General features: G+C 73.1%; 20 protein-coding genes and 1 pseudogene. 10 read left to right on the top strand and 11 right to left on the bottom strand.

The genetic code is table 11. The annotated features are described in order from the left end of the window. The first annotated feature begins 13 nt into the window (after nucleotides 1-13). Nucleotides 14-916 carry a DUF2268 domain-containing putative Zn-dependent protease gene (locus tag AMETH_RS25250; protein ID WP_017983966.1) on the top strand — a complete coding sequence of 301 codons (903 nt, stop codon included), beginning with the start codon at nucleotides 14-16 and terminating at the stop codon, nucleotides 914-916. Here the strand turns inward: AMETH_RS25250 and AMETH_RS25245 are convergent. Further along, a complete protein-coding gene (locus tag AMETH_RS25245) occupies nucleotides 885-1,439 on the bottom strand; it encodes a copper resistance CopC family protein (protein WP_017983965.1) in 555 nt (184 codons plus the stop codon). The genes AMETH_RS25250 and AMETH_RS25245 overlap by 32 nt on opposite strands. Nucleotides 1,440-1,861: 422 nt before the next feature. Here AMETH_RS25245 and AMETH_RS25240 point away from each other — a divergent pair, with 422 nt between their 5' ends. From AMETH_RS25240 to AMETH_RS25225, 4 genes are all read left to right on the top strand, one after another. Beyond that, entirely contained in the window at nucleotides 1,862-2,374 is a 513-nt protein-coding gene (locus tag AMETH_RS25240) for an SAV_6107 family HEPN domain-containing protein (protein WP_026153349.1), read from the top strand. Next, nucleotides 2,371-3,135, top strand: a complete 765-nt coding sequence (locus AMETH_RS25235) for a maleylpyruvate isomerase family mycothiol-dependent enzyme (RefSeq protein WP_017983964.1) — start codon at nucleotides 2,371-2,373, stop codon at nucleotides 3,133-3,135. The genes AMETH_RS25240 and AMETH_RS25235 overlap by 4 nt, the downstream gene beginning before the upstream one ends. 43 nt (nucleotides 3,136-3,178) lie before the next feature. Then, nucleotides 3,179-3,907: a VOC family protein gene (locus AMETH_RS25230; RefSeq protein ID WP_017983963.1), complete on the top strand. Its 729-nt coding sequence runs from the start codon at nucleotides 3,179-3,181 to the stop codon at nucleotides 3,905-3,907. A gap of 117 nt (nucleotides 3,908-4,024) precedes the next feature. Beyond that, the gene (locus AMETH_RS25225; RefSeq protein ID WP_017983962.1) at nucleotides 4,025-5,101 is read left to right on the top strand and encodes a GNAT family N-acetyltransferase; all 1,077 of its coding nucleotides are present in this window, start codon (nucleotides 4,025-4,027) and stop codon (nucleotides 5,099-5,101) included. Nucleotides 5,102-5,339: 238 nt separating this feature from the next. Here the strand turns inward: AMETH_RS25225 and def are convergent, their stop codons facing one another. Both def and AMETH_RS25215 read right to left on the bottom strand, forming a co-directional pair. Then, complete coding sequence (gene def, locus AMETH_RS25220) at nucleotides 5,340-5,840, bottom strand: peptide deformylase (protein WP_017983961.1); 501 nt, start codon at nucleotides 5,838-5,840, stop codon at nucleotides 5,340-5,342. A gap of 81 nt (nucleotides 5,841-5,921) precedes the next feature. Next, on the bottom strand, nucleotides 5,922-10,538 hold the full coding sequence (locus AMETH_RS25215; protein ID WP_017983960.1) for an ATP-dependent helicase: 4,617 nt from the start codon (nucleotides 10,536-10,538) through the stop codon (nucleotides 5,922-5,924). Between the two features lie 112 nt (nucleotides 10,539-10,650). On the opposite strand from AMETH_RS25215, the gene AMETH_RS25210 reads away from it, so the two are divergent. Then, nucleotides 10,651-12,501, top strand: a complete 1,851-nt coding sequence (locus tag AMETH_RS25210; RefSeq protein ID WP_017983959.1) for an Hsp70 family protein — start codon at nucleotides 10,651-10,653, stop codon at nucleotides 12,499-12,501. On the opposite strand, the gene AMETH_RS41700 is transcribed toward AMETH_RS25210, so the two are convergent. After that, nucleotides 12,502-12,627 carry a hypothetical protein gene (locus tag AMETH_RS41700; RefSeq protein ID WP_017983958.1) on the bottom strand — a complete coding sequence of 42 codons (126 nt, stop codon included), beginning with the start codon at nucleotides 12,625-12,627 and terminating at the stop codon, nucleotides 12,502-12,504. It abuts the gene before it with no gap. Nucleotides 12,628-12,669: 42 nt separating this feature from the next. On the opposite strand from AMETH_RS41700, the gene AMETH_RS25205 reads away from it, so the two are divergent. The 3 genes from AMETH_RS25205 to AMETH_RS25195 all read left to right on the top strand — a co-directional run bounded on the left by AMETH_RS25205 (nucleotide 12,670) and on the right by AMETH_RS25195 (nucleotide 14,649). Next, nucleotides 12,670-12,864, top strand: coding sequence for a DUF3046 domain-containing protein (locus AMETH_RS25205; RefSeq protein WP_017983957.1), 195 nt, complete (start codon nucleotides 12,670-12,672; stop codon nucleotides 12,862-12,864). A 204-nt stretch (nucleotides 12,865-13,068) separates the two neighbouring features. Further along, a complete protein-coding gene (recA, locus tag AMETH_RS25200; protein WP_017983956.1) occupies nucleotides 13,069-14,109 on the top strand; it encodes a recombinase RecA in 1,041 nt (346 codons plus the stop codon). A 3-nt stretch (nucleotides 14,110-14,112) separates the two neighbouring features. Further along, the gene (locus AMETH_RS25195; RefSeq protein ID WP_017983955.1) at nucleotides 14,113-14,649 is read left to right on the top strand and encodes a regulatory protein RecX; all 537 of its coding nucleotides are present in this window, start codon (nucleotides 14,113-14,115) and stop codon (nucleotides 14,647-14,649) included. 349 nt (nucleotides 14,650-14,998) lie between these two features. Here the strand turns inward: AMETH_RS25195 and AMETH_RS40795 are convergent, their stop codons facing one another. Both AMETH_RS40795 and AMETH_RS36040 read right to left on the bottom strand, forming a co-directional pair. Next, nucleotides 14,999-15,154, bottom strand: coding sequence for an ArsR/SmtB family transcription factor (locus AMETH_RS40795; RefSeq protein ID WP_267283496.1), 156 nt, complete (start codon nucleotides 15,152-15,154; stop codon nucleotides 14,999-15,001). Beyond that, nucleotides 15,133-16,563 carry a hypothetical protein gene (locus AMETH_RS36040; protein WP_017983953.1) on the bottom strand — a complete coding sequence of 477 codons (1,431 nt, stop codon included), beginning with the start codon at nucleotides 16,561-16,563 and terminating at the stop codon, nucleotides 15,133-15,135. Before AMETH_RS36040 ends, AMETH_RS40795 begins: the two co-directional genes overlap by 22 nt. 66 nt (nucleotides 16,564-16,629) lie before the next feature. On the opposite strand from AMETH_RS36040, the pseudogene AMETH_RS42205 reads away from it, so the two are divergent. After that, nucleotides 16,630-17,478 (top strand): annotated as a pseudogene (locus tag AMETH_RS42205) (MFS transporter); the annotation flags it as partial. 146 nt (nucleotides 17,479-17,624) lie between these two features. Here AMETH_RS42205 and AMETH_RS25180 read toward each other — a convergent pair. The 5 genes from AMETH_RS25180 to edd form a co-directional block, all read right to left on the bottom strand. Then, nucleotides 17,625-18,674 (bottom strand): pyridoxal phosphate-dependent aminotransferase, encoded by a 1,050-nt coding sequence (locus AMETH_RS25180; RefSeq protein WP_017983952.1) that lies wholly within the window; start codon nucleotides 18,672-18,674, stop codon nucleotides 17,625-17,627. Then, complete coding sequence (locus AMETH_RS25175) at nucleotides 18,616-20,133, bottom strand: aminotransferase-like domain-containing protein (protein WP_017983951.1); 1,518 nt, start codon at nucleotides 20,131-20,133, stop codon at nucleotides 18,616-18,618. Before AMETH_RS25175 ends, AMETH_RS25180 begins: the two co-directional genes overlap by 59 nt. A 10-nt stretch (nucleotides 20,134-20,143) precedes the next feature. Continuing rightward, the gene (locus AMETH_RS25170) at nucleotides 20,144-21,580 is read right to left on the bottom strand and encodes a lipase maturation factor family protein (protein WP_017983950.1); all 1,437 of its coding nucleotides are present in this window, start codon (nucleotides 21,578-21,580) and stop codon (nucleotides 20,144-20,146) included. Between the two features lie 211 nt (nucleotides 21,581-21,791). Continuing rightward, a complete protein-coding gene (gene eda, locus AMETH_RS25165; protein ID WP_026153347.1) occupies nucleotides 21,792-22,415 on the bottom strand; it encodes a bifunctional 4-hydroxy-2-oxoglutarate aldolase/2-dehydro-3-deoxy-phosphogluconate aldolase in 624 nt (207 codons plus the stop codon). An 8-nt stretch (nucleotides 22,416-22,423) separates the two neighbouring features. Beyond that, entirely contained in the window at nucleotides 22,424-24,292 is a 1,869-nt protein-coding gene (edd, locus tag AMETH_RS25160; protein WP_017983948.1) for a phosphogluconate dehydratase, read from the bottom strand. Nucleotides 24,293-24,517: the final 225 nt, after the last annotated feature.

Raw genomic sequence — 24,517 nt, 5'->3', positions numbered from 1 at the left:
TAACGTCGGGCTCATGACGATCACGGTTCTGGACACCTACCCCGCCATGCGGCGGATCCTGCGCGCCCCGCGGGAGGAGCGGGCCACGCTGCTCGAGGAAATGCTGCGGCCCGCCGCCGGCATGTACCGATACTTCCCCGGCGAGGTCGACCTCGTCGCGATGCACCGCATGGGCTCGGGTTTCCCGCTCGACCGCGACGAGGACCGGTGCCTGGAGGCGCTGGAGGCGTTGCACGACGCGGACGCGTGGGGCCGGATCGAGCGCGCGCTGCGGGACGCCCTCGCCGTGCAGCTGGAGGCGACCCCGGAGCTCGCGGTGCCTGACATGACCGTCCTGATCGTCCTCGGCGACCCCGCTGACGAGCACTTCATGGGCACGAGTCTGGGCATGGCGGCCAACGGCAGCGTGTCCGGCTACCTGTTCCTCAACTTCTGGCCGTTCCCGGAGAACCTGGCGCGGCTGGAGGCGACGGCGGTCCACGAGCTGAACCACAACCTCCGCTACTCCAGCGGCGGTGTGGTCTGGGACCCGGCGACGGTCACGGTGGGGGAGCAGGTGGTGTCCGAGGGGCTGGCGGACGCGTTCGCGCGCCAGCTGTACGGCGACGAGCTCGGCTACGCCCGTGTCGGCGTGCCGCACCTGCACGACGACGCGGTGTTCGACAAGGTCGTCTCCGGCCTGGAGGTTTCCGGCATGCAGAACTTCACCGCGTGGGTGCACGGCGACGCGCACGCGATCCGGTACGGCACCACCCCGGTCGGACTGCCCACCGGCGCCGGTTACGCCGTGGGCAACCGGCTGGTCGACGCGTACCTGGCCGCGACGGGACGCACCGCGGCGCAGGCGCTGCTGGTGGACAGCCGGGAGGTCATCGACACCGCCCTCAGCTCGATGAACGCCGCCCCCGGACGATGACCGCGACGACGGCGGCGACCACGACCACGGCGATGACGATCCACGCCCAGGCCGGGAAGCCGCCGTCGTCCGACGTTCCGGCCGCCTGCGGGGCGGCCGGGGTCTCCGTGGCGATGAACGAGTGCGTGACCGCACTCGGCGACGGTGTCGAGGCGGGCGCCGTGAGCGAGAAGTTGATCCGGCCGGTGACCGGGTCACCATCGGCCGCGACGATCGACCAGGTGAGCACGTAGGCCCCGGCTGGGCCGGACGGCTGGACCGGCGCGGTGACGGTCCGCTCGGTCACCGTCGCCGGGCCGACCGACCACTGCGCGCCGTCCGGTCCGGTGATCCGGATCGGGTCGGCGGGCAGCGTGAACGCGCCGCCGAACTTGAGGCTCACCTGCTGCGGCGCGGCCGACAGCGCCGCGCCTTCGGCCGGGTCGCTGCTCTGCAGCGTGGTGTGGGCCGATGCGGCGGGCGCGGAGGCCAGCAGCACCGTGCCGGCCAGAGCGAGCGCGACGGACAGACGCCGGACGAGCATGGGTGCACCTTCCTGGGGAGTCGGGTGTGGGGAGGCCCCTGGTCCAGGTCGTCCGGGGCCGCGGTGAAGTTCCCGCGGCCCGCAGTCTTCCGCATGCCGGTTTTCCGGAGGGTTGTGACACCGGGCAGGTGGGCTGGCCGGCGGACCGGCCCGGCGTGACGTCGTGCAGGTCGCCGGGCCCCCGGCGCGAGTTCCGCGGAATTTCCGTTCTGGCCCGATCGTGTGATCGAACGCGATCGAGTGCGGCACACCACGTCATTCGAGGACTTGAACGAACAGGTGTTCGAAGCTACGCTGGAACTCGCTCGAACAAGAGTTCGACATCCGGTGAGCGCTCGCCGGTCAGGCCACCCGGTGCCGGAGCGGGGGAAGCGTTTCGGCACCGGGGGCCGCCACCAGCACGTTGTTCCGAGGGAGGGGCAATGTCCATTGCCGTCGCATCCCACGCCGAGGAGAGGCAGCCGGCGCTGCCGCTACCGGTCCGTCCTCCGGCGGCACCCGCCGCCACGGCCCTGCTCGCCGACGCCCGGCGGGGCCTCGCCGAGGCCCGGCACGCCGCCCAGCCGGCGCCCAGGTTCATCGCGGCGTACCTGGCCGCGCTCCGCGCGGGCGCCGCGGTGCTCGCCGCGAGCGGCCGCCCGCACCGCGGCCGGTCCCGCCCGGCCAGCGTCTGGGTGTTGCTCGAGGCGGCGGCGCCCGAGCTGACCGACTGGACGGCGTACTTCGCCGCGCATTCGGCGGCCCGCGCCGCCGCCCAGGCGGGCAACACCCGCCGGATCACCCCCGAACGGGCCGACGACCTGCTGCGCCAGTCCGCGCTGTTCGTCGAGCTGGCCCGCGACCTCGTGCACGGGCGTACGCCCGTGACCGCGCCGAGCCGGGTGCGGCAGTGCGACGTGCCGCCGACCCTGGGGAAGGCGTCCCGAAGGCGATGACCGGGCAAGCACTCGTCGGCCACGGCCGCCTGCTGGACGTGCTGGGCGCCGAGGTCGAACGGCTCACCGCGACGGCGCGGGAGGCGGCGCCGGACACGCCGGTGCCCACCACACCCGGTCTCACGATCGGCGAGGTGGTCCGGCACGTCGGCGGTGTCTACCGCGTCGCCACGGGCTGGATGACCGAGGGCAGGCGGCCCGCGGGCTGGCAGCGGGACCCGGCGGAGGGTCAGAGCGGCGAGGAGTACCTGCGGGAGGGGTTCGCGGCCCTGCACCGCGAGCTGGCCTCGCACGACCCCGCCGAGTACGCGGCCGGCTGGTGGCCCGCCGACCGCACCTACGGGTTCTGGTGCCGCCGCATGGCGCACGAGACGACGGTGCACCGGATCGACGTCCAGAACGCCGCGAACCGGATCGTCACCGAGGTCGACGAGGACGTGGCGATCGACGGCATCGACGAGATCCTGGCGCTGTGGTTCGGGCAGCGGCTGCCGATGATCGGGCTGTCCGGCACGTTCACCGGGTCGGTCGGCATCCGCACCGGCGGCCACGACTGGATCGCCCGCGCGGGGCCCGGTGAGACGGTCGCCTGGCGCTGTTCGGCCGCCGACACCGACCGGGCGAACGGACTGGTCAACGGTCCGCCGATGGCGGTCTACCAGTGGCTGTGGGGCAGGCTCGGGCACGGGTCGGTCACCTGGGAGCGAAGCGACGATTCGATCGGGCAGTTCTGGGCGCTGCTGCGCCTGGCGACGAGGTGAAATTCCAGGACGCGGGGAAGCGTTGCTGGATATCGTCCCGGGCATGGCGACACGACTGGACAGCGTCGTGATCGACGCGAACCGGCCCCGGGAGCTGGCGGAGTTCTGGGCACAGCTGCTCGGCTGGACGATCACCTCCGCCGACGACGAGGAGATCGACGTCGAGGCGCCCGGGGACGACGGCCTCCTGCTGGTCTTCGGCACGGTGCCGGAGGTCAAGGATCCGGCCGTGAAGAACCGGGTGCACCTCGACCTCGCCAGCACGTCACCCGCGGACCAGGCGGCGAAGGTGGACCGGGCCCTGGCCCTCGGCGCACGCAAGCGCGACATCGGCCAGGGCGCGGTCCCCTGGGAGGTCCTGGCGGACCCGGAGGGCAACGAGTTCTGCGTGCTCGAACCGCGGCCCGGCTACACCACGACCGAGGCCATCGCGGCGGTCGTCGTGGACGCCCGCGATCCCTTGGCACTGGCCGGTTTCTGGGCCGAGGCCGCGGGGTGGCGGATCGGCAACCAGGAGCCGGTGATCGTCGGGCTGCGCGCGCCGACCGGGCGCGGGCCGTGGCTGGAGTTCCTGCGCAGCGACGAGGTGAAGGCAGGCAAGAACCGGCTGCACCTGGACGCCGCGCCGTTCGCGGACGGCGACACCGCGGCCGAGGCGGACCGGCTGTGCGGGCTCGGCGCGCGGCGCATCGACATCGGTCAGGGCGACGTCACGTGGGAGGTTCTGGCGGACCCGGAGGGCAACGAGTTCTGCGTGCTCTCGCCGCGCTGAGTGTTTCGGCGGCGTTGCGGCGGCGGCCGGAGCCTGACACGGGTGAAACACACGCGTCCACGGTCGGCAACAACCGTCCGCGATCGTTATGGGATGTTGATTAGCACGCGAAGAGCGGTGCCGCAGGTGGTCGTCGAGGACGAGGTCTCGTCGGTCGTCTGGCGGGTCCGCATCCGGATGGACGACCACCCCGGCATGCTGGCGCGCATCGCGATCCGGATGGCCGACCTGGAGTGCAACATCCTGGGGCTGAACGTGCTCCCGGTGCCGGGCGGGGTGCTCGACGAGGTGGTGATCCGGCCCGCGACCGGGCTCACCAAGGAGCAGCTGGTCGCGGCGATCCAGGCTGAGGGGTGCGAATGCTCGTGCATCACCGACGCCGACGTGCGCGAGCTGGTGGACGCCTCCGCCGCGACGCTCACCGCGGCCGCGCGGGCGGTCGACGACCCGTCGCGCCGGGCCGAGGTGCTGCGTGAGGTGCTGACCGCGGACCTCGTCACCGTCGTGCCGCTGGCCGAGGCCAACCCGGCGCGCGTCGAGGGCGGCCACCGGGTGGTGTTCGCCGTGGACGGGGAGACCGCGCTGGTGGCCCGGCGGCGGTGGGCCCCGTTCGTGCAGCTGGAACTGACCCGCGCGGAGGCACTGCTGGCACTGCTGGACGGCGCGCGGCGCAACGTGTCCAGTCCGCTGGCCCTGACCAGCGCCGACGGCGCGGCGGTCGTGCTGCGCGAAGGCAAGCCGGCCGACGCCGAGGCGGTGTCCGCGATGCACGCGCGGTGTTCGATGACCACGCTCTTCGCGCGCTACCACACGGGGATGCGCACCATGCCGCGCCGCTGGCTGCACCGCCTGCTGGTGCCGCCGCGCGGGATGAGCCTGCTCGCGGTGTGCGGGCGTGAGGTGATCGGCGTCGGGCAGCTCATCCCCGGCCCGACGGGCGAGATCGCCGAGGTGTCGCTGCTCGTCGAGGACGGCTGGCAGGGCAACGGCGTGGGCACGGCGCTGATGGGACGCCTGTCGGAGATCGCCGCGGCGCGCGGCTGCCGCAGGCTGGTGGCGGTGTCACTGCCCGGGCGGGACGGCATCTACCGGACGGCGCTGCGGGCAGGGTTGGCGCCGGAGCCGCCGGAGGAGGAGGGGCTGTTGCGGATCGATCTGGAGGCCGCGGGTGCTCGCGTGCTGAGTGAGCTGTAGCCGCCGCGTCGGTGGCGGCCTCCGCGCGGAAGCCGCGGGCGCCCATGGGCTGAGTCAGCTCTAGCTCCGCGGCCATGCGATTGCCTTCCCGCAACGCGCGGGGTCGCCCGAGGTTGCCTTCCAGCGGGGCCCGGTGCCGCGCTTGCCGCGGCCCTCGCGCTCCCTGGGGATGCCCACCACGGATCGCGGCCGCCTCTGCGCGAGGTCGTGTCATCAGCTCCGGGTCACCAGCTCCAGGTCAGCGGTTCCAGAACCAGTCCTTGTCGCGCGCCTGCTTGAGCGCCTGCCGCTTCCGGTCCTTCTCCAGCCGGTCGAGGTAGAGCATGCCGTCGAGGTGGTCGGTCTCGTGCTGGAGGCACTGCGCCAGCACATCCTCGCCCTCCACGGTGACCGGCTCGTTCCGCAGGTCGACGCCGCGCACCACCGCCCGCTTCGCGCGGCGGGTCGGGAACCACAGCTCCGGCACGGACAGGCAGCCCTCGTTGATCTCGTGCGTCTCCTCGGACAGCTCGACGATCTCCGGGTTGATCACGTACCCGAGCAGGTTGTCCACCTCGTAGCTGAACACCCGCAGGCTCACCCCGATCTGCGGCGCCGCCAGCCCCGCGCGCCCGTCCGGCCGCACGCTGTCCAGCAGGTCGGTCACCAGCTGCTCGAGCGTCTTGTCGAACTTGGTCACGGGATCGCAGACCGTCTTGAGCACCGGGTCGCCGAAGTACCGCAGCTCCCGCAACGCCATCAGGGTTGTCCTCTCACTCGTTCGGGTCACGAAAAGTAAATCGTGCTCGCCCGGAGTGAGCCAACGGAGGGTGGCGTGATCTCAGGCTCGCAGCCGGAGTCCCTTCGGTGTGGCACGGAACCCGGCGTCCCGGAGGACGTCGGCCAGCGCGGACGTCAGGGCCTGCTCGCCGTCCGCCCGTTGGACCGCCAGCTGCCCCAGCCAGCCCTCGCGCACGGCGCGGGACAGGGCGTGCGCGGCCGCCTTCAGCGTCGGCTCGTCCTCGGTGAACGACAGCAGCGACCGGCCGCCCCGTTCGACGTACAGCGCGGGCACGCCGTTGACCAGCACCACCAGCGCGCCTGCCTTGCGCGCCGGACGGTGCTTGGTGTCGCCCAGCGCCGCAGGCCACGACAGCGCCGCGCCGTACGGCTGGGCCGGGTCCGTCGCCGCCAGCACGACGGCGTCGGTCATCGCGTCCGGCCGCCGGGTGCCGCTCGGATCGGACAGCGCCCGCAGCCGGTCGACCGCGCCGCGCGCGGCGAACTGCGCCGCGCCCAGGCCCTCCACGACGTAGCCGCGGATCACCTGGCCCGAGTCCTCCATCGCCCGCAGCACCTTGTAGATCCCGGAGAACCCGCCGGTGACCCGCTCGGTCTCCAGCGCGCCCCGCGTCAGCACCCCGTGCCGCTCCAGGAACGCCTCCGTCCGCGCGTGCGTGCGCCGCGTCGGGTCGGACTCGCGGATCGGCGTGAGCGCCCACCGGCCGGCCACCGTCGGCGGCCCGGTGCGCGAGGGCATCGCCGGCCGCCCCGCGCGCATCCGCCCGTACCGGCTGCGTGGCGTCGCCTGACGGGGTTTGTGCGCCGCGCCCTTGCCCGACACCAGCGCCCGCAGCGGGGCCAGCGTGTCGCCGGTGACCCTGCCCGCCCACACCAGGTCCCACAGCGCGCCCACCACGTCGGCGTCGTTGGGCGCGCTGTCCAGCAACGGCGTCACCCGGTCGACGAGCTGGCGGAAGAACAACGCGCCGCCGTCGAGCGCGGCGAGGATCGCCTCGTGCAGCGGGCTGGTGGGCGGCTCCTCGTCGGCCTCGGGCAGCAGCAGGTCGGCCACGTCGGCGGGCGCCAGCGACACCCACCCGTCGCCGCCGGCCAGCGCCCCGGCGCCGCACCACACGACCTCGCCCGCGGTCATCAGCTCGTCCATCAGCGCCGGGTAGTACCCGGGCAGGCGGCTCGGCAGGATCAGCGACTCCAGGGCGCTCGCCGGCAGCGGCGCCCCCGCCAGCTGCTCGACCACAGACAGTACGTCGTCGACGCTCGGCGCGGCGCGCATCCGCGCCCCGATTCCGTGCCACGACGGCAGGAACCGGCCCAGCGCCGCGGGTTCCACGGGCTCGACCTCGGCCCGCAGCCGCGCCAGCGACGCCCGCCGCAACCGCCGCAGCACCGCCGCGTCGCAGTACTCGGTGCCCGCGCCGTGGGTTTCCGGATGCCCGACCGGCCGCAGCTCGCCGCGCACCAGGCGGCCTTCGGCGGTGAGCCGGTCGAGCACACCTGTCACCACTGCGGGCCCGAGCCCGAACCGCTCCGCGGCCTGGTGCGCCGAGAACGGCCCGCGGGACCGCGCGTACCGGGCCAGCAGGTCGCCGAGCGGATCTGCCACCGGTTCGGTGAACGCCTCCGGCACCCCGATCGGCAGCGCCACCCCCAGCGCGTCCCGCACCCGGCCCGCGTCCTCGATCGACAGGTTGCGGTCCGCGCCCGCGATGCGCACCCGGATCACCCGTCGCTGCGCGACCAGCTCGTCCAGCCACTCCCGCCGGACGCCGCGCGCCGCGGCCTCCTCATCGGACAGATCGCCGAGGAACCGCAACAGGTCCGCGGTCTCCTCCGCGTTGCGCGCGTGCCGGTCCGGCTCCAGCCGCTGCAACGACCGCTCGACCTCGTCGACCACCTCGGCGTCGAGCAGCTCCCGGATCGCCTCGGTGCCCAGCAGTTCGGCCAGCAGCGTCGAGTCCAGCGACAGCGCGGCCGCCCGCCGCTCGGCCAGCGGCGCGTCCGTCTCGTACAGGAACATCCCGACGTAGCCGAACATCAGGCTGCGCGCGAACGGCGACGGCGACGGCGTCTCCACCTCGGCGACCTTCACGCGCCGCGCCCGCACGTCCGCCATCAGCTCACGCAGGCCGTCCACGTCGTAGACGTCCTGCAGGCATTCGCGCATCGCCTCCAGCACGACTGGGAACCGCTCGTACTTCGCGGCCACCGACAGCAGTTGCGAAGCCCGCTGGCGCTGCTGCCACAACGGAGTGCGCCGCCGCGGATCCCGGCGGGGCAGCAGCAACGACCGCGCCGCGCACTCCCGGAACCGCGCGGCGAACAGGGCCGAACTGCCGACCTCGGCGACGATGATCTGCTCGACCTCCTCCGGGTCGACCAGCACGTCGTCGGTGCCGATCGTGACCTCGGCGCCGTCGCTGTCCAGCGCTTCCGGCAGGCGCAGCACGATGCCGTCGTCGGAGTGCATCACCTGGGCGTCCACCCCGCGCTGCTCGCGCAGCCGCGCCGCGATCGCCAGCGCCCACGGCGCGTTGACCTGCGCGCCGAACGGCGAATGCACCACCACCCGCCAGTCGCCCAGGTCGTCGCGGAAGCGTTCGAGCAGGATCGTGCGGTCGTTGGGCACGTGCCGCGTCGCCGCTTTCTGCTCGGTCAGGTAGGTCAGCAGGTTGTCGCACGCCAGCTCGTCCAGGCCCGCCTGACGCGCCCGCTCACGTGCCTTCTCGTCGTCCGAACTGGACAGTTCACGGACGAACGCGCCCAGCGCCCTGCCGAGTTCGAGCGGCCGCCCCGGCGCGTCGCCCTTCCAGAACGGCATCCGCGCCGGCTCACCCGGCGCGGGCACCACGATGACCCGGTCGTGCGTGATGTCGGTGATCCGCCACGACGACGTGCCCAGCAGGATCGTGTCGCCCACCCGCGACTCGTAGACCATCTCCTCGTCGAGTTCGCCGACCCGCGAGCCGGGGCTGCCGTCGCTGCCCGGCGTCATCACGGTGAACAGCCCGCGGTCGGGGATCGTGCCGCCGGAGGTGACCGCGAGCCGCTGCGACCCCGGCCGCCCGCGCAGCTCACCAGACACCCTGTCCCACGTGATGCGCGGGCGCAGCTCGCCGAACTCCTCGCTCGGGTAGCGCCCGGCCAGCATGTCCAGCACCGCCAGCAACGCGTCGTCCGGCAGCGCGGTGAACGGCGCGGCCCGTCGCACCGTCGCCGCGAGGTCCTCGACCGACCACGGCTCCAGCGCCACCATCGACACGATGTGCTGCGCCAGCACGTCGAGCGGGTTGCGCGGGTAGCGCACCGCCTCGATCGCGCCTGCCGTCATCCGCTCCGACACCACCGCGCAGGACACCAGGTCGCCCCGGAACTTCGGGAACATCACGCCGGTGGACACCGCGCCGACGTGGTGCCCGGCGCGGCCGACGCGCTGCAGCCCGGACGCGACCGTCGGCGGCGCCTCGATCTGCACCACCAGGTCGACCGCGCCCATGTCGATGCCCAGCTCCAGCGACGACGTGGCGACCACGCACGGCAGCAGCCCGGACTTCAGCTCCTCCTCGACCCGGGTGCGCTGCTCGCGCGACATCGAGCCGTGGTGGGCCTTCGCGACCGTCGCCGCCGCGCCCGTGGTGAGCCCGGACTCGCCGATCGCCTCGGCGGGGAACCGCTGGTCGGCAGCGAGTTCCGTCTGCTCGGCGGCCAGTTCGTTGAGCCGCGCCGTCATCCGCTCGGCCAGCCGCCGCGAGTTCGCGAACACGATGGTCGACCGGTGCTGCCGGATCAGCTCCAGCACCCGCTGCTCCACCGACGGCCAGATCGACGGCCTGCGCACCGCGGCCGGCTCGTCCGGCGGGCCGTCGTCGGGGAGCATCGCGTCCAGCCGCTCCAGCGGGCTCGGCGCGGGCGCGTCCAGGTTCGCCATGTCCTCGACCGGGACCTCGACCCGCACCTCGATGGTCTTCGCCGTCTTCGGCTGCACCACCCGCACCGGGCGGCCGCCGGTGAGGAACGAGCCGACCTCGTCGATCGGGCGCACGGTCGCGGACAGCCCGATGCGCTGCGCCGGCTTCGGCAGCAGCGCGTCCAGCCGCTCCAGCGACAGCGCCAGGTGCGCGCCACGCTTGCCACCGGCCACCGCGTGCACCTCGTCCAGGATCACCGTCTCGACGCCGCGCAACGACTCGCGCGCCGACGAGGTGAGGATGAGGAACAGCGACTCCGGCGTGGTGACCAGGATGTCCGGCGGGGTCTTGAGGAACGTGCGGCGCTCGGCGGCGGACGTGTCGCCGGTGCGCATGCCCACCGTGATCTCCGGCGGCGTCTGCCCGAGCCGGTGGCTGGCCTGCCGGATGCCCGCCAGCGGCGCCCGCAGGTTGCGCTGCACGTCGACCGCCAGCGCCTTCAACGGCGAGACGTAGAGCACCCGGCACCGGCGCTGTGCGTCCGCGGCCGGTGGCCCGGCCGCCAGCCGGTCCAGCGCCCACAGGAACGCCGCCAGCGTCTTGCCCGAGCCGGTCGGAGCCACGACCAGCGCGTGCTCACCCGCTTGCGCGGCGCGCCACGCCCCCGCCTGCGCCTCGGTGGGCGCGGCGAAGGCACCCGCGAACCAGTCGCGGGTGGCGGGCGAGAACAGGTCGAGCACGTCGGTCACGAATCCATGATGACCGGGGGGTACGACAATTTCTCGCGGGTGCCGCACGCGCGGTCCCGGGCAGCGTGGCAGCATCACGTCCTGGCCTGGGTGGATCGTGAGGGGAAGAGCTGTGCGCATCCTGTCGGTGGATCTCGGTACGTCCAACACCGTGGCGGTGCTGTCCGCGCACGGGCGGCCACCGCGCGTGGTCGAGGTGGACGGCTCGGCCACCATGCCCTCGGCGGTGTTCGCCGAGGAGGGCGGCACGCTCGTGGTCGGCCGCGACGCCGAGCGCCGGGCCCGCCTCGACCCGACCCGCTTCGAGCCCAACCCCAAGCGTCGCGTCGACGAGCAGACGCTGCTGCTCGGCCAGGACGTCGTGCCGGTCAACGAGGCGCTGGCCGCGGTGCTGCGCCGCGTGCTCGACGAGACCACCCGCCAGCTCGGCGGCGACCTGCCCGACGAGGTCCGCCTCACCCACCCGGCTCAGTGGGGCCCGACCCGGCGCAACGTGCTGCTGTCCGCGGCCCGGCTGGCCGGCCTGACCGGCCCGCTGCTGCTCGTGCCCGAGCCGGTCGCCGCGGCCGCGCACTTCGCGTCCTTCCCCGGCCGCGCGCCCGCGCCCGGCCAGGCGCTCGCGGTGTACGACCTGGGCGCGGGCACCTTCGACGTCGCGGTCGTCGGCGCCACCCAGAACGGGTTCACCGTGCTGGCCGAGGACGGCCTGCCCGACCTCGGCGGGCTCGACGTCGACCAGGCGCTGATGGTGCACGTCGGCCGCGAGGTCTCGCACTCGGACCCGCAGCGCTGGCAGCGGCTGCTGCGCCCGGAGTCGACCGCGGACCGGCGCACCCGGCGCGCGCTGCAGGAGGACGTCAAGGCCGCCAAGGAGGCGCTGTCCCGGCTGCCGCAGACCGAGGTGCCGATGCCCGAGCCGTTCACCGACGTCCTGGTGACGCGCGGCGAGCTGGAGGCGCTGGTGCGGCCGGCGCTGCTGCGCAGTGTCGAGCTGCTGGGCCGCACGGTCGCCGCGGCCGGGCTGTCCCCGGACCGGCTGGCCGGCATCTACCTGGTCGGCGGGTCGAGCAGGCTGCCGCTGGTCGGGTCGATGATCGCGGAGAAGCTCGGCATCGTGCCCACCAGCCTGGACCAGCCGGAGACCGCGGTCGCACTGGGCGCGCACCACGTGGCCCGCGACGGCATCAGCATGCGCACGCAGAACGTCGAAGGGCAGGTCGCCGCCACCGGGACGCCTCCGGGGTTCCCGCCGCCCCCGGTCGCGACCGTCCCGGGCACCCCGCCGGGCGGCTACCCTGGCGCGTCGCCGTACCCGCGGGCCGGGTACCGGCCCGCGCCGTCGAACTTCCCGAGCCTGCCCCCGGCCGCGCCGCCGAAGAAGGACCGGAAGAAGCTGGTCACCGGCGTCGCCGCGGTCGTCGTGGTGCTGCTGGCCGCGGTCGCCACCTACCTGTTCTGGCCGTCGTCCAGCTCGTCGGCGACGACGTTCAGCGCGGCCGAGTGCCAGCAGCCCGGCGCCGTTGACCCGTCCGGCTTCACCGGCTGCCTGCGCCAGCTGGCCGGCACGATCGCCGACGGCCAGTGCGCGCCGGGCGCCGGCACCGGGGACATCGCCCCGCCGGAGGACGAGAACATCGGCGTGCTGACCACCTGTTCGGCGCCCGCGCTGGCCGGGGCGCAGGTCACCTACCTGCACGGGGTGTCCGCGGCGAAGGTGAAGGAGTACACCGACCGGCTGCTCGGCGCGGTCGGCGGCAACCAGGTGCGGGCCGCGTGGAAGGGCAACGGCCTGGACGGCAGCTACTCGTCGGCGTCCGCGCGGAGTTCGGCGGTGCTGGTGTTCACGGTCGCCGACCGGCCGCTGGCCGGGATCGTCTACCAGAAGGCGGGCACCGGGCAGGCGCCGCTGTCGGCCGGCGACCTGGCCACCTACTTCGAGCAGCACGTGCAGCCCGGGGAGTAGCTACTTCCGGTTGCGCATGTTCCACAGCGCCCGCAGCGCCACGACGATGGCGGCGACCAGGACGGCCACCGAGGCCACGGCCATCGCGGTGGGGCCCCAGGACGGCATCGCCTGCGCGGAGGTCATGCGGACACCGTACCCGGCGCGCCGGTCGCTACCCTGGGTTCGATGCGCATCACCGTGTTCCGCCAGCTGATGGCCGACGAGTTCGGGCCCGGCCGGGCGGAGATCCTGGCGAAGGACCACGTCTTCAGCGGCCTCGGCGGCCGCACCGTCGAGCAGGCGCTGGCCGAGGGGACCCCGGCGAAGGAGATCTGGCGGGCGGTGTGCGCGGAGTTCGACGTGCCGCCGGAGCGCCGGTGACCGTTTCCCGGAAAATCCGCGCCCTCGGGTGTGTCACTCTTGCCTCGAACACGTGTTCGGCTATTGTGTTGTCCACATCGGGGTCAACGATCCACAGCCTCGTCTCGGCGCCCGGAATTGTCGGACCCCGCCCGTAGTCTCGGGCCACAGCGAAAACAAACTCGAACACCAGCCCCACAGGCTCTGACGACGAGGTGGATTTCCATGCCAGCAGCACCCGACAAGGACAAGGCGCTCGAGCTCGCCCTGGCCCAGATCGACAAGCAGTACGGCAAGGGCTCCGTCATGCGGCTGGGCGAGGAGACCCGCCCGCCCATCGGCGTGATCCCGACCGGCGCCATCGCCCTCGACATCGCACTCGGCATCGGCGGCCTGCCGCGCGGCCGCGTCATCGAGATCTACGGCCCGGAGTCCTCCGGTAAGACGACGGTCGCCCTGCACGCGGTCGCCAACGCCCAGAAGGCGGGCGGGATCGCCGCGTTCATCGACGCCGAGCACGCGCTCGACCCGGAGTACGCCAAGGCGCTCGGGGTGGACACCGACGCGCTGCTGGTGTCCCAGCCGGACACCGGTGAGCAGGCGCTGGAGATCGCGGACATGCTGATCCGCTCCGGCGCGCTGGACATCCTGGTCATCGACTCGGTGGCCGCGCTCGTGCCGCGCGCCGAGATCGAGGGCGAGATGGGTGACTCGCACGTCGGTCTGCAGGCCCGGCTGATGAGCCAGGCGCTGCGGAAGATCACCGGTGCGCTGTCCAACTCCGGCACCACCGCGATCTTCATCAACCAGCTGCGCGAGAAGGTCGGCGTCATGTTCGGCTCGCCGGAGACCACCACCGGTGGCAAGGCGCTGAAGTTCTACGCCTCCGTCCGGCTCGACGTGCGCCGCATCGAGACGCTCAAGGACAGCGGCGAGGCGGTCGGCAACCGCACCCGGGTGAAGGTCGTGAAGAACAAGGTCGCGCCGCCGTTCAAGCAGGCCGAGTTCGACATCCTGTACGGCGTCGGCGTGTCCCGCGAGGGCTCGCTGATCGACATGGGTGTCGACCAGGGCATCCTGCGCAAGTCCGGCGCCTGGTACACGTACGAGGGCGACCAGCTCGGCCAGGGCAAGGAGAACGCGCGGAAGTTCCTGCGCGACAACCCGGACATCGCCAACGAGATCGAGAAGCGCATCAAGGAGAAGCTCGGCATCGGGCCGCAGGTCGACGCCGAGGCGGCCGAGCCCGCCCCGGTCGACTTCTGATCGATGCCCAGGTTCGACCCGAAGGAGCTGTCCCGGGACGAGGCGTGGAAGAAGGCCAAGGAGGTCTGTTTCGACCTCCTGGCCATCCGCGCCCGCACCAAGGACGAGCTGCGGCAGGCGTTGCGGCGCAAGGGTTTCGACGACGAGATCCGCGAGCAGCTGCTCGGCAAGCTGGACGACGCCGGCCTGATCGACGACGCCGCGTTCGCCGAGCAGTGGGTGCGGTCGCGCCACGCCTACCAGGGCCTGGCGCGCACCGCGCTGGTCGCCGAGCTGAAGCGCAAGGGCGTCGACGCGGAGGTGGCCGCCCAGGCTGCGGGCGAGATCGACCGCGAGTCGGAGGAGCAGCGGGCGCGTGAGCTGGTGCGCAAGCGGCTCCGCTCGATGACGACGCTGGACGAGCAGACCGCGACCCGCCGGCTGCTCGGCACGCTCGCCCGCAAGGGCTACCCGCAGGGCCTGGCGTACACCGTGGTGCGCGACGAGCTCCGCAACGCAGGCGCCGACGCGACCCCCCTGGACGACGCGACACTGGACTGAGCCCGGCGCCTTCTTCTGGACCCACGACTGAGCCCACCGCAGATCTCTGTGGTGGGCTTCGTTGTGGGTTCACGTTGTCGGGGGTTCGCTCTGCCGTGGGTTCGCTCTGCCGGCTGTCGTGGCCTGTGACGGGGCCTGCGTTGTGGTTGCCGCGGTCGTGGGATCAACCCGGCTAAGCCCTCTGCACGGCCGGCGCACCCAGCGGACGGCGCTCCCACACTCCGCCGCATCGCCCGACTGCTCTCCGCGAGAATGACTTTCGTGTGGCAGCTGTGGACAACTCACACCACGAAATGCGTTCCTGGCAGCCGTACGAAATGACGACTTCGCGCACTCACCGCTGGTCCGCTCACCCACCCGCGACTCGGATCAACGCCTCACCGAGGGGCGTGATCACATACAGGACACTGCGACCGGACCGCTCCCGCGTCACGAGACCGTTCTCGCGCAGGATGCGGAGGTGCTGGGACACCGCACTGGGCGTCACGGCCAGAGCGCGGGCCAGATCGGTGGTCGTCGCGGGGGAGTGGAGTGCCTCCAGCAGCTCGGCAGGGCTCGGCCGAGCAGCCGGACCGCACTGGCGGACGGTGATCGCGCCGCCCAGAGCGCGCCGGCCTCGCGTGCTGAACCACAGACGCCCCCCGCCCCCGGAGCGGCTTGCCTGGCCGCCTGTGGCGTGGACTGGTGCGCCGAACTGCGGACGGCCACCGATGGTGACGCGACGTGGTTGGCCGGCTGCGACGCGGACTGGTGCGCCGAACTGCGGACGGCCACCGATGGTGACGCGACGTGGTTGGCCGGCTGCGACGCGGACTGGTGCGCCGAACTGCGGACGGCCACCGATGGTGACGCGACGTGGTTGGCCGGCTGCGACGCGGACTGGTGCGCCGAACTGCGGACGGCCACCGACGGTGACGCGACTTGGTTGGCCGGGTGGGGTGCGGACCGGTCCACCGGGGCGTGGGTGGTAATCGCCGGTGGGGCGGCGTGGTTGACCGGCTGCGGCGCGGATCGGTCTGCCGAACCGCGCACAGTCTCCGCCGACGGCGTGACGTGGCCGGCCGACCGGGGCGCGGACCGGCCGGCCGAGCCGCGCCCAGCAGCAGCCGGCGGCCCGGCTCTCCGGGGCGCGGACCGGCGAGCCGGGGCACGAACAGGTGCCACTGGCGGCAGGGCGGGCAGCGTCGCCGGCCACAACGAACCCACTCCACGCGCCGGGTAGCGGATCGTCGTCTGCGTTGTCGTGTGGCACTTGATCATCACGTGCGCCGGGCCGAGGGCGACGGGCATCAGCACCAGGCCACCCGGCCCCAGCTCGACCACCCGGTCCGCACCGGCCAGCACCAGCCGGCCCGCGCGCCAGCGCAGGTCCGGGTGCAGGCCGCCGAACAGCCGCGCCGCCCCGCCCGATGCGAGCTGCCGCGCGCGGTACACCACGTCCGCCTCCAGGGCCGCCCGGATCCGCGGCCAATGCGGCTCGATCAACCGGCGATACGCCGCCCGCAGCTCGTCGGTGATCATTTCCAGGCCTTCGCGCGGTTGGGCAGCCAACGGGACCACACTGTCCGGGAGAACGGCACCGAAGACACGGCCGAGGCTCGCGCGCACCTGGCCGGCCGTGGTCCGCCGCACCACCTCCAGATCGTCCACGAGCGAAGGACCCGCGCCCCGTGGCGCCGGGATCAGGAACGACGGCCAGCTCTCCCGGCCCCCGGCGATCAGCGGCCACAACCCGGGCAGGTCCAACGCCTCCCGGGCGAGTTCGGCCTCCGCCCACCGCACCCACGGCAGGTGCACCGCCCGCCGCACGTGCCCCGCCAGCTGTTGCAACCCCGCGACTGTTTCCGACAGCGGCGAGATCGCGAACCGCGTCGCCGCCAGCTCGGACACGTCCAGTTCGACCGTCAGGGGCATGATCCGAGTATGTAGCCCAGCGCTCAACGGTGCCGCACCGCGACCCGGGGCCGACACCCTCACCGCATGACCGGTACCTACTGGCGGCTGTGGTGGGCATCGGCCGTCGACGCCCTCGGCGACGGCGTGTTCACCGCGGCGATCCCGTTGCTGGCCACGACTCTCACACCCGATCCGCGGCTGATCGCGATCCTGTCCGCCGTGACCTACCTGCCGTGGCTGCTGCTGTCCCTCCCGTCCGGCACGCTCGTCGACCGCTGCGACCGGGCCACCCTGATGTGGCGCACCCAGACCGTGCAGGCGCTGCTGACCGGCATCGCAGCCGTCCTCGCCGCGCTGCACGCCCTGACCCTGCCCGCACTGGTGACGATCGCCTTCGGGCTGGTCGCGTGCGAGGTCCTGTTCGGCAACGCGGCACAGGCGATCCTGCCGGACCTCGTCGCGAAACCGTTGCTGCCCAAGGCGAACGGCTACCAGCAAGCGATCACGACCACCGGCCGGCAGTTCGCCGGCCCACCCCTGGGCAGCCTCCTCTTCGCCGTCTCCGCCGCGCTGCCCCTCACCCTCGACGCCGTGACCTTCGCCGTGTCCGCCGCGCTCCTCGCCACGCTGCCCGGCCAACGGCCACCGGAGGGCTGCGCTGGCTGCTCCGGCACAAGCTGCTCCGCACCCTCGCCGCGCTACTGGCCGTCAACCTTCTGCGCGCAACTCGGCAACGCCACCCTGGTCCTGCTCGCCACGCAGACGCCGCACGTGAGCACCAGCGGCTACGGTTTGCTCCTCACCGGCGCCGCCGTCGGCAGCCTCCTCGCCGGGGTGCTCGACATCCCCGCCCGCCTCGGCGCCCGGCGCACCCTGCGCGTCGCGCTGGTGGCCAACGCCGTGATCTTCGTGGCCATCGGCCTGAGCCCGACCGCGGTGGTGCTGGCCCTCCTGCTGGCCGCCAACGGTTTCGTCACCACGCTCTGGAACATCGCGGCCTTGCCGCGCACCTGTTCGGACTCCGCGCGCCCTATCCGATCGCGGGGCTGCTGCGCGGCCTCGCCCTGCTGGCCTTCCGGTCAGGGCTGTAGCGCCTGGCTCATCAGCTCGAGTGCTTCGCGCAGGCGCTCGACCGGTTCGTGGGCGAAGCCGAGCCGGAAGACGGCCGGGTCGTCGCCGAACCAGTCGCCGGGGGAGACTGCCACCCCGGCCGCCGCCAGGCGGTCGTAGAACTCCGGCGCTCCGGAATCCACGCGCAGGCAACAGAAAGCTCCCGCGTCGGGGCGGATCCAGCTCACCCGGCCGTCCTGGCGCGGCACCCAGGCGGCCACCTCGGCGAGCCCGGCGCGCATCCGTGCCCGCTTCCCGGCCAGCACCTCGTCCGCGCGCCGCAACAGTTCCAGCGCCAGGAACTCGTCCAGCGTGCCGCAGGACACCGCGCTCGTGAACTTCGCCTGGCGCAGCTCCTCGTACCACTCGGGGTCCCGCGCGGTGAGCCAGCCGATCCGCAGCCCGGGCGCCCCGTGCGCCTTCGAGAACGACCCGCACGTCAGCACCCGCGGCGACACCGCGGCGAACGACCCGATCTCCGAATACGCCGCCTCCCGGTAGGTCTCGTCGACCAGCACCCTCGCCTCCGGGCACACCTCGGCCGTCGCCGACAACACCGCCTCGATCTCGTCCCGGGTGAACGCCACCCCGGCCGGGTTCTGCGGCGTCGCCAGCATCACCAGCCGCGTCCGTGGGGTCAGCGCCGCCCGCAGCGCCGCCACATCCAGGCGGTACCCGGTCTCGAACCGCAACCGCACCGTCCGCACCCGCACCGCGAGCCCCCGCGCCAGCCCGAGCATCGGCGGGTACCCGGGCTGCACCACCACGACCTCCCCGTCGGCGACCAGCCCGACGAGGAACAACGCGGCTCCGGCGCCCGCGGTGACCAGCACCTCGTCCGCGGCCACCCCGAGCCGCGCGCCCAGCAGCGCCCGCAGCTCCTCGTCACCGGCGGACGTGCCGTACCCGAGCGGGAACTTCGCCAGGCGGCCGACATCGACCAGCTCGGCGACCGTCAGGTCACCGCAGGTGCTCTCGGCCAGGTCGTACCGGGGACTCTCGTCCAGCAGACTCGTCATCGCGCTCGGCGGGAAACGTCGCATGCCGATCACCCTCGCCGGTCCCGGCCCCGCCCGACAGAGCCAATCCCGCCGCATTGGCTCCCGGATAGTCGTCCCACGCCTTCCGCAGCCGCCGCACCGCCTCGGACAACGTCTCCGGCGGCAGCGTGAACGGCACCCGGATGTGCTCGCCGCTGGACTCGTGCGCGGCCAGCGAGGTGCCCTCCAGCAACGCGACGCCGTACCGCAACGCGAACTGCGCGAACCGCCGCGAATCGGCGCCCGGCAACCGGATCCACAGCGTCTGGCCGCCCGGCGGCGTCCGGAACTCCCACGACGGCAACGCCGCGCGCAGGTCCCGCACCACCTGGTCCCGCCGCGCCCGCAGTTCCGCCTGCCGCTCTGCCCGCAGCCGGCCGAGGCGCGTGAACAACGCGACCCCGATCGCCTGCGCGATGACGTCCGTTCCGAGGTCGGCGACCGCCTTGAGCCGCGCCAGATCGGCCGCGGTCCGCGGATCGGCCCGGACCCAGCCGATCCGCACGCCGCCCCAGATCAGCTTGCTCAGCGACCCCACGCTGATCACTCCGCTGCCGTGGCGGGCGAGCGGCGCGGGCTGCGGACCGTCGAGCGTGAGGTCGGCGAGCACGTGGTCGTCGACCAGCGGCACCCCGTGCGACTCGCACAGCGCCACCACCCGCCGCGCCGCGTGCGGCGGCAGCACCGAGCCGGTCGGGTTCTGGAACGCCGGCACCAGGTACACCAGCTTCGCCCCGCCGACGACCTCCGCCAGGTGCGGCACCGACACCCCGTCCGCGGTCAGCGGCACCCCGAGGATGCGCGCCCCACCGTCGCGGAACGCGTCCAGCGCACCCGGGTACGTCAGCTCCTCGACGGCCACCGCGTCGCCGGGCCGCAGGAACAGCCGCGCCAGCAACGAAATCGCCTGCTGCGCGCCTGAGGTGACGATGATCTGCGCGGGATCGGTGGGCACCCCCTGCGTGGCGTAGTGGTCCGCGATCGCTTGCCGCAACGCCGGGATGCCGGACGGGTGGTAGCCGATGCCGAAGTCGCCCACCGCCGCCTCGGCGACGACCTCGGCGAGGTACGCGGGCTGCGGCGGCGCCGCGCAGGTGAGGTCGATCAGGTCCGGCACCGGGTCGAGCAGGTGCAGGAACATCGGGTTGAACTCCGCGACCACCCCGCGACCCGGCCGCGGTGGCCGTCGCACGAACGTGCCGCTGCCGCGGCGGCGCTCGACCAGCCCGCGGTCGCGCAGCACGTCGTAGGCGGCGACCGCGGTGTTTCGGCTGACCGCCAGCTCCGCGGCCAGCGCGCGGTCGGTCGGCAGACGGCCGTCGGCCGGGATCTCACCCCGCTCGATCAGCCCCTCCAGGCGCGCGGCCAGCGTCAGGTAGAGCGGCTCGCTGCCAGTGGACCACCGGCCGAGCAGCTCCGCGAGCCGGCCAGCGTGCATCCCGTCCTCCTCAGTCGACGGCGACCACCGCGCCGTGCGGCCCGAGCTTCGTGGTCGGCAGCACCGGGCCCCGCGGTTCACGCACCCACCACGCCCCAGTCTCCCTGCGCTCACGCGGAGTCGTGAAGCGGTACCGGTAGAGCCGCGCCCGCAGGTAGGCAGGCCGCCTGCCGTCGAACGGGTCGCGCCGCAACAGCTTCAGCGTGCCCGGATCCGCCGCCAGCAGCTTCTCCGCCAGGCCGGGCAGCCACGATTCGGCGTACCGCGTGGACAGCGCGGCGAACCACATCAGCCAGTCCAGCCGAAGGTGGTAGGGCGCGAACTGCGGTGGACGCCGCCGCGGGTCGCCGGGCTTGCCCTTGAACTCGTACTCGCGCCACACCGTGTTCTCGTCGGGCACGGGGTCGTCCGTCGCCTCGATGACGATCTCGTGCCGCACCTTGGTGACGCTGCCGAACGCGCCGTAGGTGTTGACCAGGTGCAGCCGGTCGAAGCTGGTGTTCATCACCTGCTTGCGCGATACGAGGTTGCGTGCCGGACGGTAGCTGAGCACAACGACCAGCACGGTCAGCCCGATCACGAGGGCGTGCTGCCACCCCGGCGGTTCGGCCAGCTCCGGGACCGGCACCGGGATGATGTCCACAACGGACACCCCGATGGCGATCGTGAGGAAGTTCAGCCAGGAGAAGTTCCCGCTGGCGACCAGCCACAGCTGGGTGAGGATCATCAGCAGCGCGGCCGCGGTCGCGACGGGTTGCGGCGCGAACAACGCGAACGGCACCACCAGCTGGGTGAAGTGGCTGGCCGCGGCCTCGACCTTGTGCAGCGGTTTGGGCAGGTGGTGGAAGTACCAGCTCAGCGGACCGGGCATCGGCTGGGTTTCGTGGTGGTGGTAGAGGCAGGTCAGGTCGCGCCAGCACGCGTCGCCACGCATCTTGATCAGTCCGGCGCCGAACTCGAGCCGGAACAGCACCCAGCGCAGCAGCCACAGCACGAGCACGGGCGGCGGGGTGTCGGCCGGGCCGAGGAAGATCGCCAGGAACCCGACCTCGAGCAGCAGGGACTCCCAGCCGAACGAGTACCAGATCTGGCCGACGTTGACGATCGACTGGTACAGCAGCCACGGCACCAGCCACGCCAGCATCGTCGCCCACACGGGGGTGGTGTCGAACAGGCCGAGCACGAGCGCGCCCGAGATGACGACCCCGGTCCAGGCGACGCCCGCGAACAGCCGGTCCGAGTAGCGCCAGTGGAACAGGCTGGGCGCGCGGCGGAACGGCACGCGCCGGACGAACCGGGGCACCGGCAGCAGGCCGCGCTCGCCGATCAGCGGCCGGAACTGCAACGCGGCGCCCAGGAACGCGACGAGGTAGATCGCGGCGAGCGCCCGCTGGAACAGCAGCCGGGGCGCCCAGTAACCCGGGTCGGCGAGCCACTCCCATCCCACGGCGATCTCCTTCGCCAGACGAGGTGCCGTGAGGCTATTACCCGGGCGAGGCGATCCTCAATCAGGAGGCTGGGCGCTGGTGGATCTTCGGGACCGCCGATGCCACCGGTGGCGTGTTCATCAGCAGCGAAGTGTGCCGCGAGGGCGCGGTAACGCCGCTGAGTCCGCAACCGCCGCCCGCGGACTCCACGGGCGGCGGTTGCGAAACCGTTCAGCGCAGCGCCGCCGCCTCGCGCGCCAGCTGCTCGATCCGCCCGAAATCGCCCGCCGCGACAGCGTCCTTCGGGGTCAGCCAGGTGCCGCCGACACAGCCCACTGTGGACAGTGCCAGGTAGGTCGGCGCGTTCTGCACCGTGACACCACCCGTGGGGCAGAACCGCAGCTGCGGCAACGGCCCACCGAGCGCCTTCAGGTACGCCGCCCCGCCGCTGGCCTCGGCCGGGAAGAACTTCAGCGCGGTGATCCCGTGCTCGGCAACGCGCATGGCCTCCGAGACCGTGCTCACGCCGGGCAGGAACGGCAACCCCGTCCCGGACACGGCCTCCAGCAGCCGGTCCGTGCAGCCCGGCGTCACCAGGAACGCCGAACCCGCGTCCGCCGCCTGGCGAGCCTGCTCCGGCGTCACCACGGTGCCCGCGCCGACCACGATTTCCGGCACCTCGGCCGCCACCCGCTCGATCGCGGCCAGCCCGGCCGGTGTGCGCAGCGTCAGCTCGATCGCGCGGATCCCGCCCGCGACCAGCGCCTTCGCCAGCGGCACCGCGTCCGCGGCGTCGTCCACCACGACCACCGGCAGCACCGGCGACAGCTCGAGCACGTCATGCCCTGTCTTCACGTCTCTCCTCACACTCGCGCTGGGGCGCCGAAGTGCCCCGGGGTCATCGGCCCGAACACGCCGGCGCCCTGATCGGCCGGCCCGACCGCGCGGCGCAGCGCGGTGAACAACTCCCGGCCGGTGCCGACCCAGGATGCCTCGTCCGGCGGCGCGTCCCGCGACGGCCGGGCCGCCAGTGTGACCTCGTCGACCAGCAGGTCCAGCCGCCCGGCGACCGCGTCGACCACCACCTCGTCACCGTCGGCGACCCTGGCCAGCGGTCCGCCCGCCGCCGCCTCGGGGGTCACCTGGATCGCGGCCGGGATCTTGCCCGACGCGCCGGACATCCGGCCGTCGGTGACCAGCGCGACCCGGTGCCCGCGGTCCATCAGCACGCCCAGCGCGGGCGTCAGGCCGTGCAGCTCCGGCATGCCGTTCGCCTGCGGCCCCTGGTTGCGGATGACCACGACGACGTCCCGGTCCAGCTCACCGGCGCGGAACGCGTCGGTGAAGCCCTCCTGCGAGGTGAAGACCCGCGCGGGCGCCCGCACCACGCGGTGCTCCGGCGCGACGGCCGACACCTTCGTCACCGCGCGCCCGAGGCTCCCGGACAGCATCCGCAGCCCGCCGTCGGCCGCGAACGGGTTGTCCACCGGTCGCAGCACGTCCTCGTCCAGGCTGCGCGCCGGCACCTCGCGCCAGGTCAGCGAGCCGCCGGCCAGCACCGGCTCCGACCGGTACCGCGACAGCCCGTCCCCGGCGACCGTGCGGACGTCCTCGTGCAGCAGTCCGGCGTCGAGCAGCGAGCCGACCAGGACCTGCACTCCGCCCGCGGCGTGGAAGTGGTTGATGTCCGCGCTGCCGTTCGGGTAGACGCTGGCCAGCAGCGGCACCACCGACGACAGGTCGGCGAAGTCGTCCCAGGTCAGCTCGATCCCGGCCGCCGCGGCGATCGCGACCAGGTGCATCGTGTGGTTGGTCGACCCGCCGGTGGCCAGCAGCGACACCACGCCGTTGACCACCGAGCGTTCGCTGATCACCTCGGCCAGTGGCGTGTACTCGCCGTCCCGCGACAACGCGACCACCCGCCGCGCCGCCTCTTCGGTCAGCGCGCGGCGCAGCGGCGTGCCCGGGTGCACGAAGCTCGCGCCCGGCAGGTGGAGGCCCATGACCTCGACGACCAGCTGGTTGGAGTTCGCGGTGCCGTAGAACGTGCAGGTGCCCGCCGAGTGGTAGGACGCCGACTCGGCCGCCAGCAGCTCCTCCCGGGTGGCGCGGCCCTCGGCGTAGAGCTGCCGCACGCGCGCCTTCTCCTTGTTCGGCAGTCCCGACGTCATCGGCCCGGCAGGCACCAGGATCGCCGGCAGGTGCCCGAAGGCCAGCGCGCCGATCAGCAGGCCGGGCACGATCTTGTCGCACACGCCGAGCAGCAGCGCGCCGTCGAACATCTCGTGCGACAGGGCGATCCCGGTGGCCATCGCGATGACCTCGCGGCTGAACAGGGACAGCTCCATCCCGGCGCGGCCCTGGGTGATGCCGTCGCACATGGCGGGCACGCCGCCGGCGAACTGGGCGACGCCGCCCGCCTCGCGCGCGGCGTCCTTGATCCACGCCGGGAACTCGTCCAGCGGCTGGTGCGCGGAGAGCAGGTCGTTGTAGGCGGACACGATCGCGATGCCGGGCTTGCGCAGCCCGCGCAGGGCGATGCGGTCTTCGCCGCCGCACGCGGCGAAGCCGTGGGCGAGGTTGCTGCACGCGAGGCCGGCCCTGGCGGGCCCCTCGGCGCGGGCGGCGGCCATGCGCGCCAGGTAGGCGCTGCGGGTGGCGGCACTGCGCGCGGCGATGCGCTCGGTGACTTCCTCGACGACGGGGTGGACGGGTGTTCGGGCTTTTCGCACGGGAGAACCACCTGGAACTCGTCGGCTGGTCCGGCTGACGACTTCGCTGGCGTCGCACGGTCGTGACAGTGGACACAGTAGCTGCCGGATCCGCCGGATCAAAATCGATTAAGAAGATCGTTTCAGGTGACCCCGATCACAACATCAACCTAGGGTGTGCTACTTGTCACATTGCACGCCGAGCGGCAGAGTCGGTAGCAGCCCTGGCTCGCCGCCGAACTGACC

This window comes from Amycolatopsis methanolica 239 (genome assembly GCF_000739085.1).
Taxonomy (GTDB): Bacteria; Actinomycetota; Actinomycetes; order Mycobacteriales; family Pseudonocardiaceae; genus Amycolatopsis_E; species Amycolatopsis_E methanolica.
The sequence above is the reverse complement of the archived record's forward strand: the minus strand, read 5'-3'. Positions and strand labels throughout refer to the sequence as shown.

Coding starts and splice junctions, on each gene's coding strand:
- AMETH_RS25250 (WP_017983966.1), top strand. CDS start 14: ATGACGATCACGGTTCTGGACACCTACCCCGCCATGCGGCGGATCCTG.
- AMETH_RS25245 (WP_017983965.1), bottom strand. CDS start 1,439: ATGCTCGTCCGGCGTCTGTCCGTCGCGCTCGCTCTGGCCGGCACGGTG.
- AMETH_RS25240 (WP_026153349.1), top strand. CDS start 1,862: ATGTCCATTGCCGTCGCATCCCACGCCGAGGAGAGGCAGCCGGCGCTG.
- AMETH_RS25235 (WP_017983964.1), top strand. CDS start 2,371: ATGACCGGGCAAGCACTCGTCGGCCACGGCCGCCTGCTGGACGTGCTG.
- AMETH_RS25230 (WP_017983963.1), top strand. CDS start 3,179: ATGGCGACACGACTGGACAGCGTCGTGATCGACGCGAACCGGCCCCGG.
- def (WP_017983961.1), bottom strand. CDS start 5,840: ATGGCGTTGCGGGAGCTGCGGTACTTCGGCGACCCGGTGCTCAAGACG.
- AMETH_RS41700 (WP_017983958.1), bottom strand. CDS start 12,627: ATGACCTCCGCGCAGGCGATGCCGTCCTGGGGCCCCACCGCGATGGCC.
- AMETH_RS25205 (WP_017983957.1), top strand. CDS start 12,670: ATGCGCATCACCGTGTTCCGCCAGCTGATGGCCGACGAGTTCGGGCCC.
- recA (WP_017983956.1), top strand. CDS start 13,069: ATGCCAGCAGCACCCGACAAGGACAAGGCGCTCGAGCTCGCCCTGGCC.
- AMETH_RS25195 (WP_017983955.1), top strand. CDS start 14,113: ATGCCCAGGTTCGACCCGAAGGAGCTGTCCCGGGACGAGGCGTGGAAG.
- AMETH_RS36040 (WP_017983953.1), bottom strand. CDS start 16,563: ATGCCCCTGACGGTCGAACTGGACGTGTCCGAGCTGGCGGCGACGCGG.
- AMETH_RS25180 (WP_017983952.1), bottom strand. CDS start 18,674: ATGACGAGTCTGCTGGACGAGAGTCCCCGGTACGACCTGGCCGAGAGC.
- AMETH_RS25175 (WP_017983951.1), bottom strand. CDS start 20,133: ATGCACGCTGGCCGGCTCGCGGAGCTGCTCGGCCGGTGGTCCACTGGC.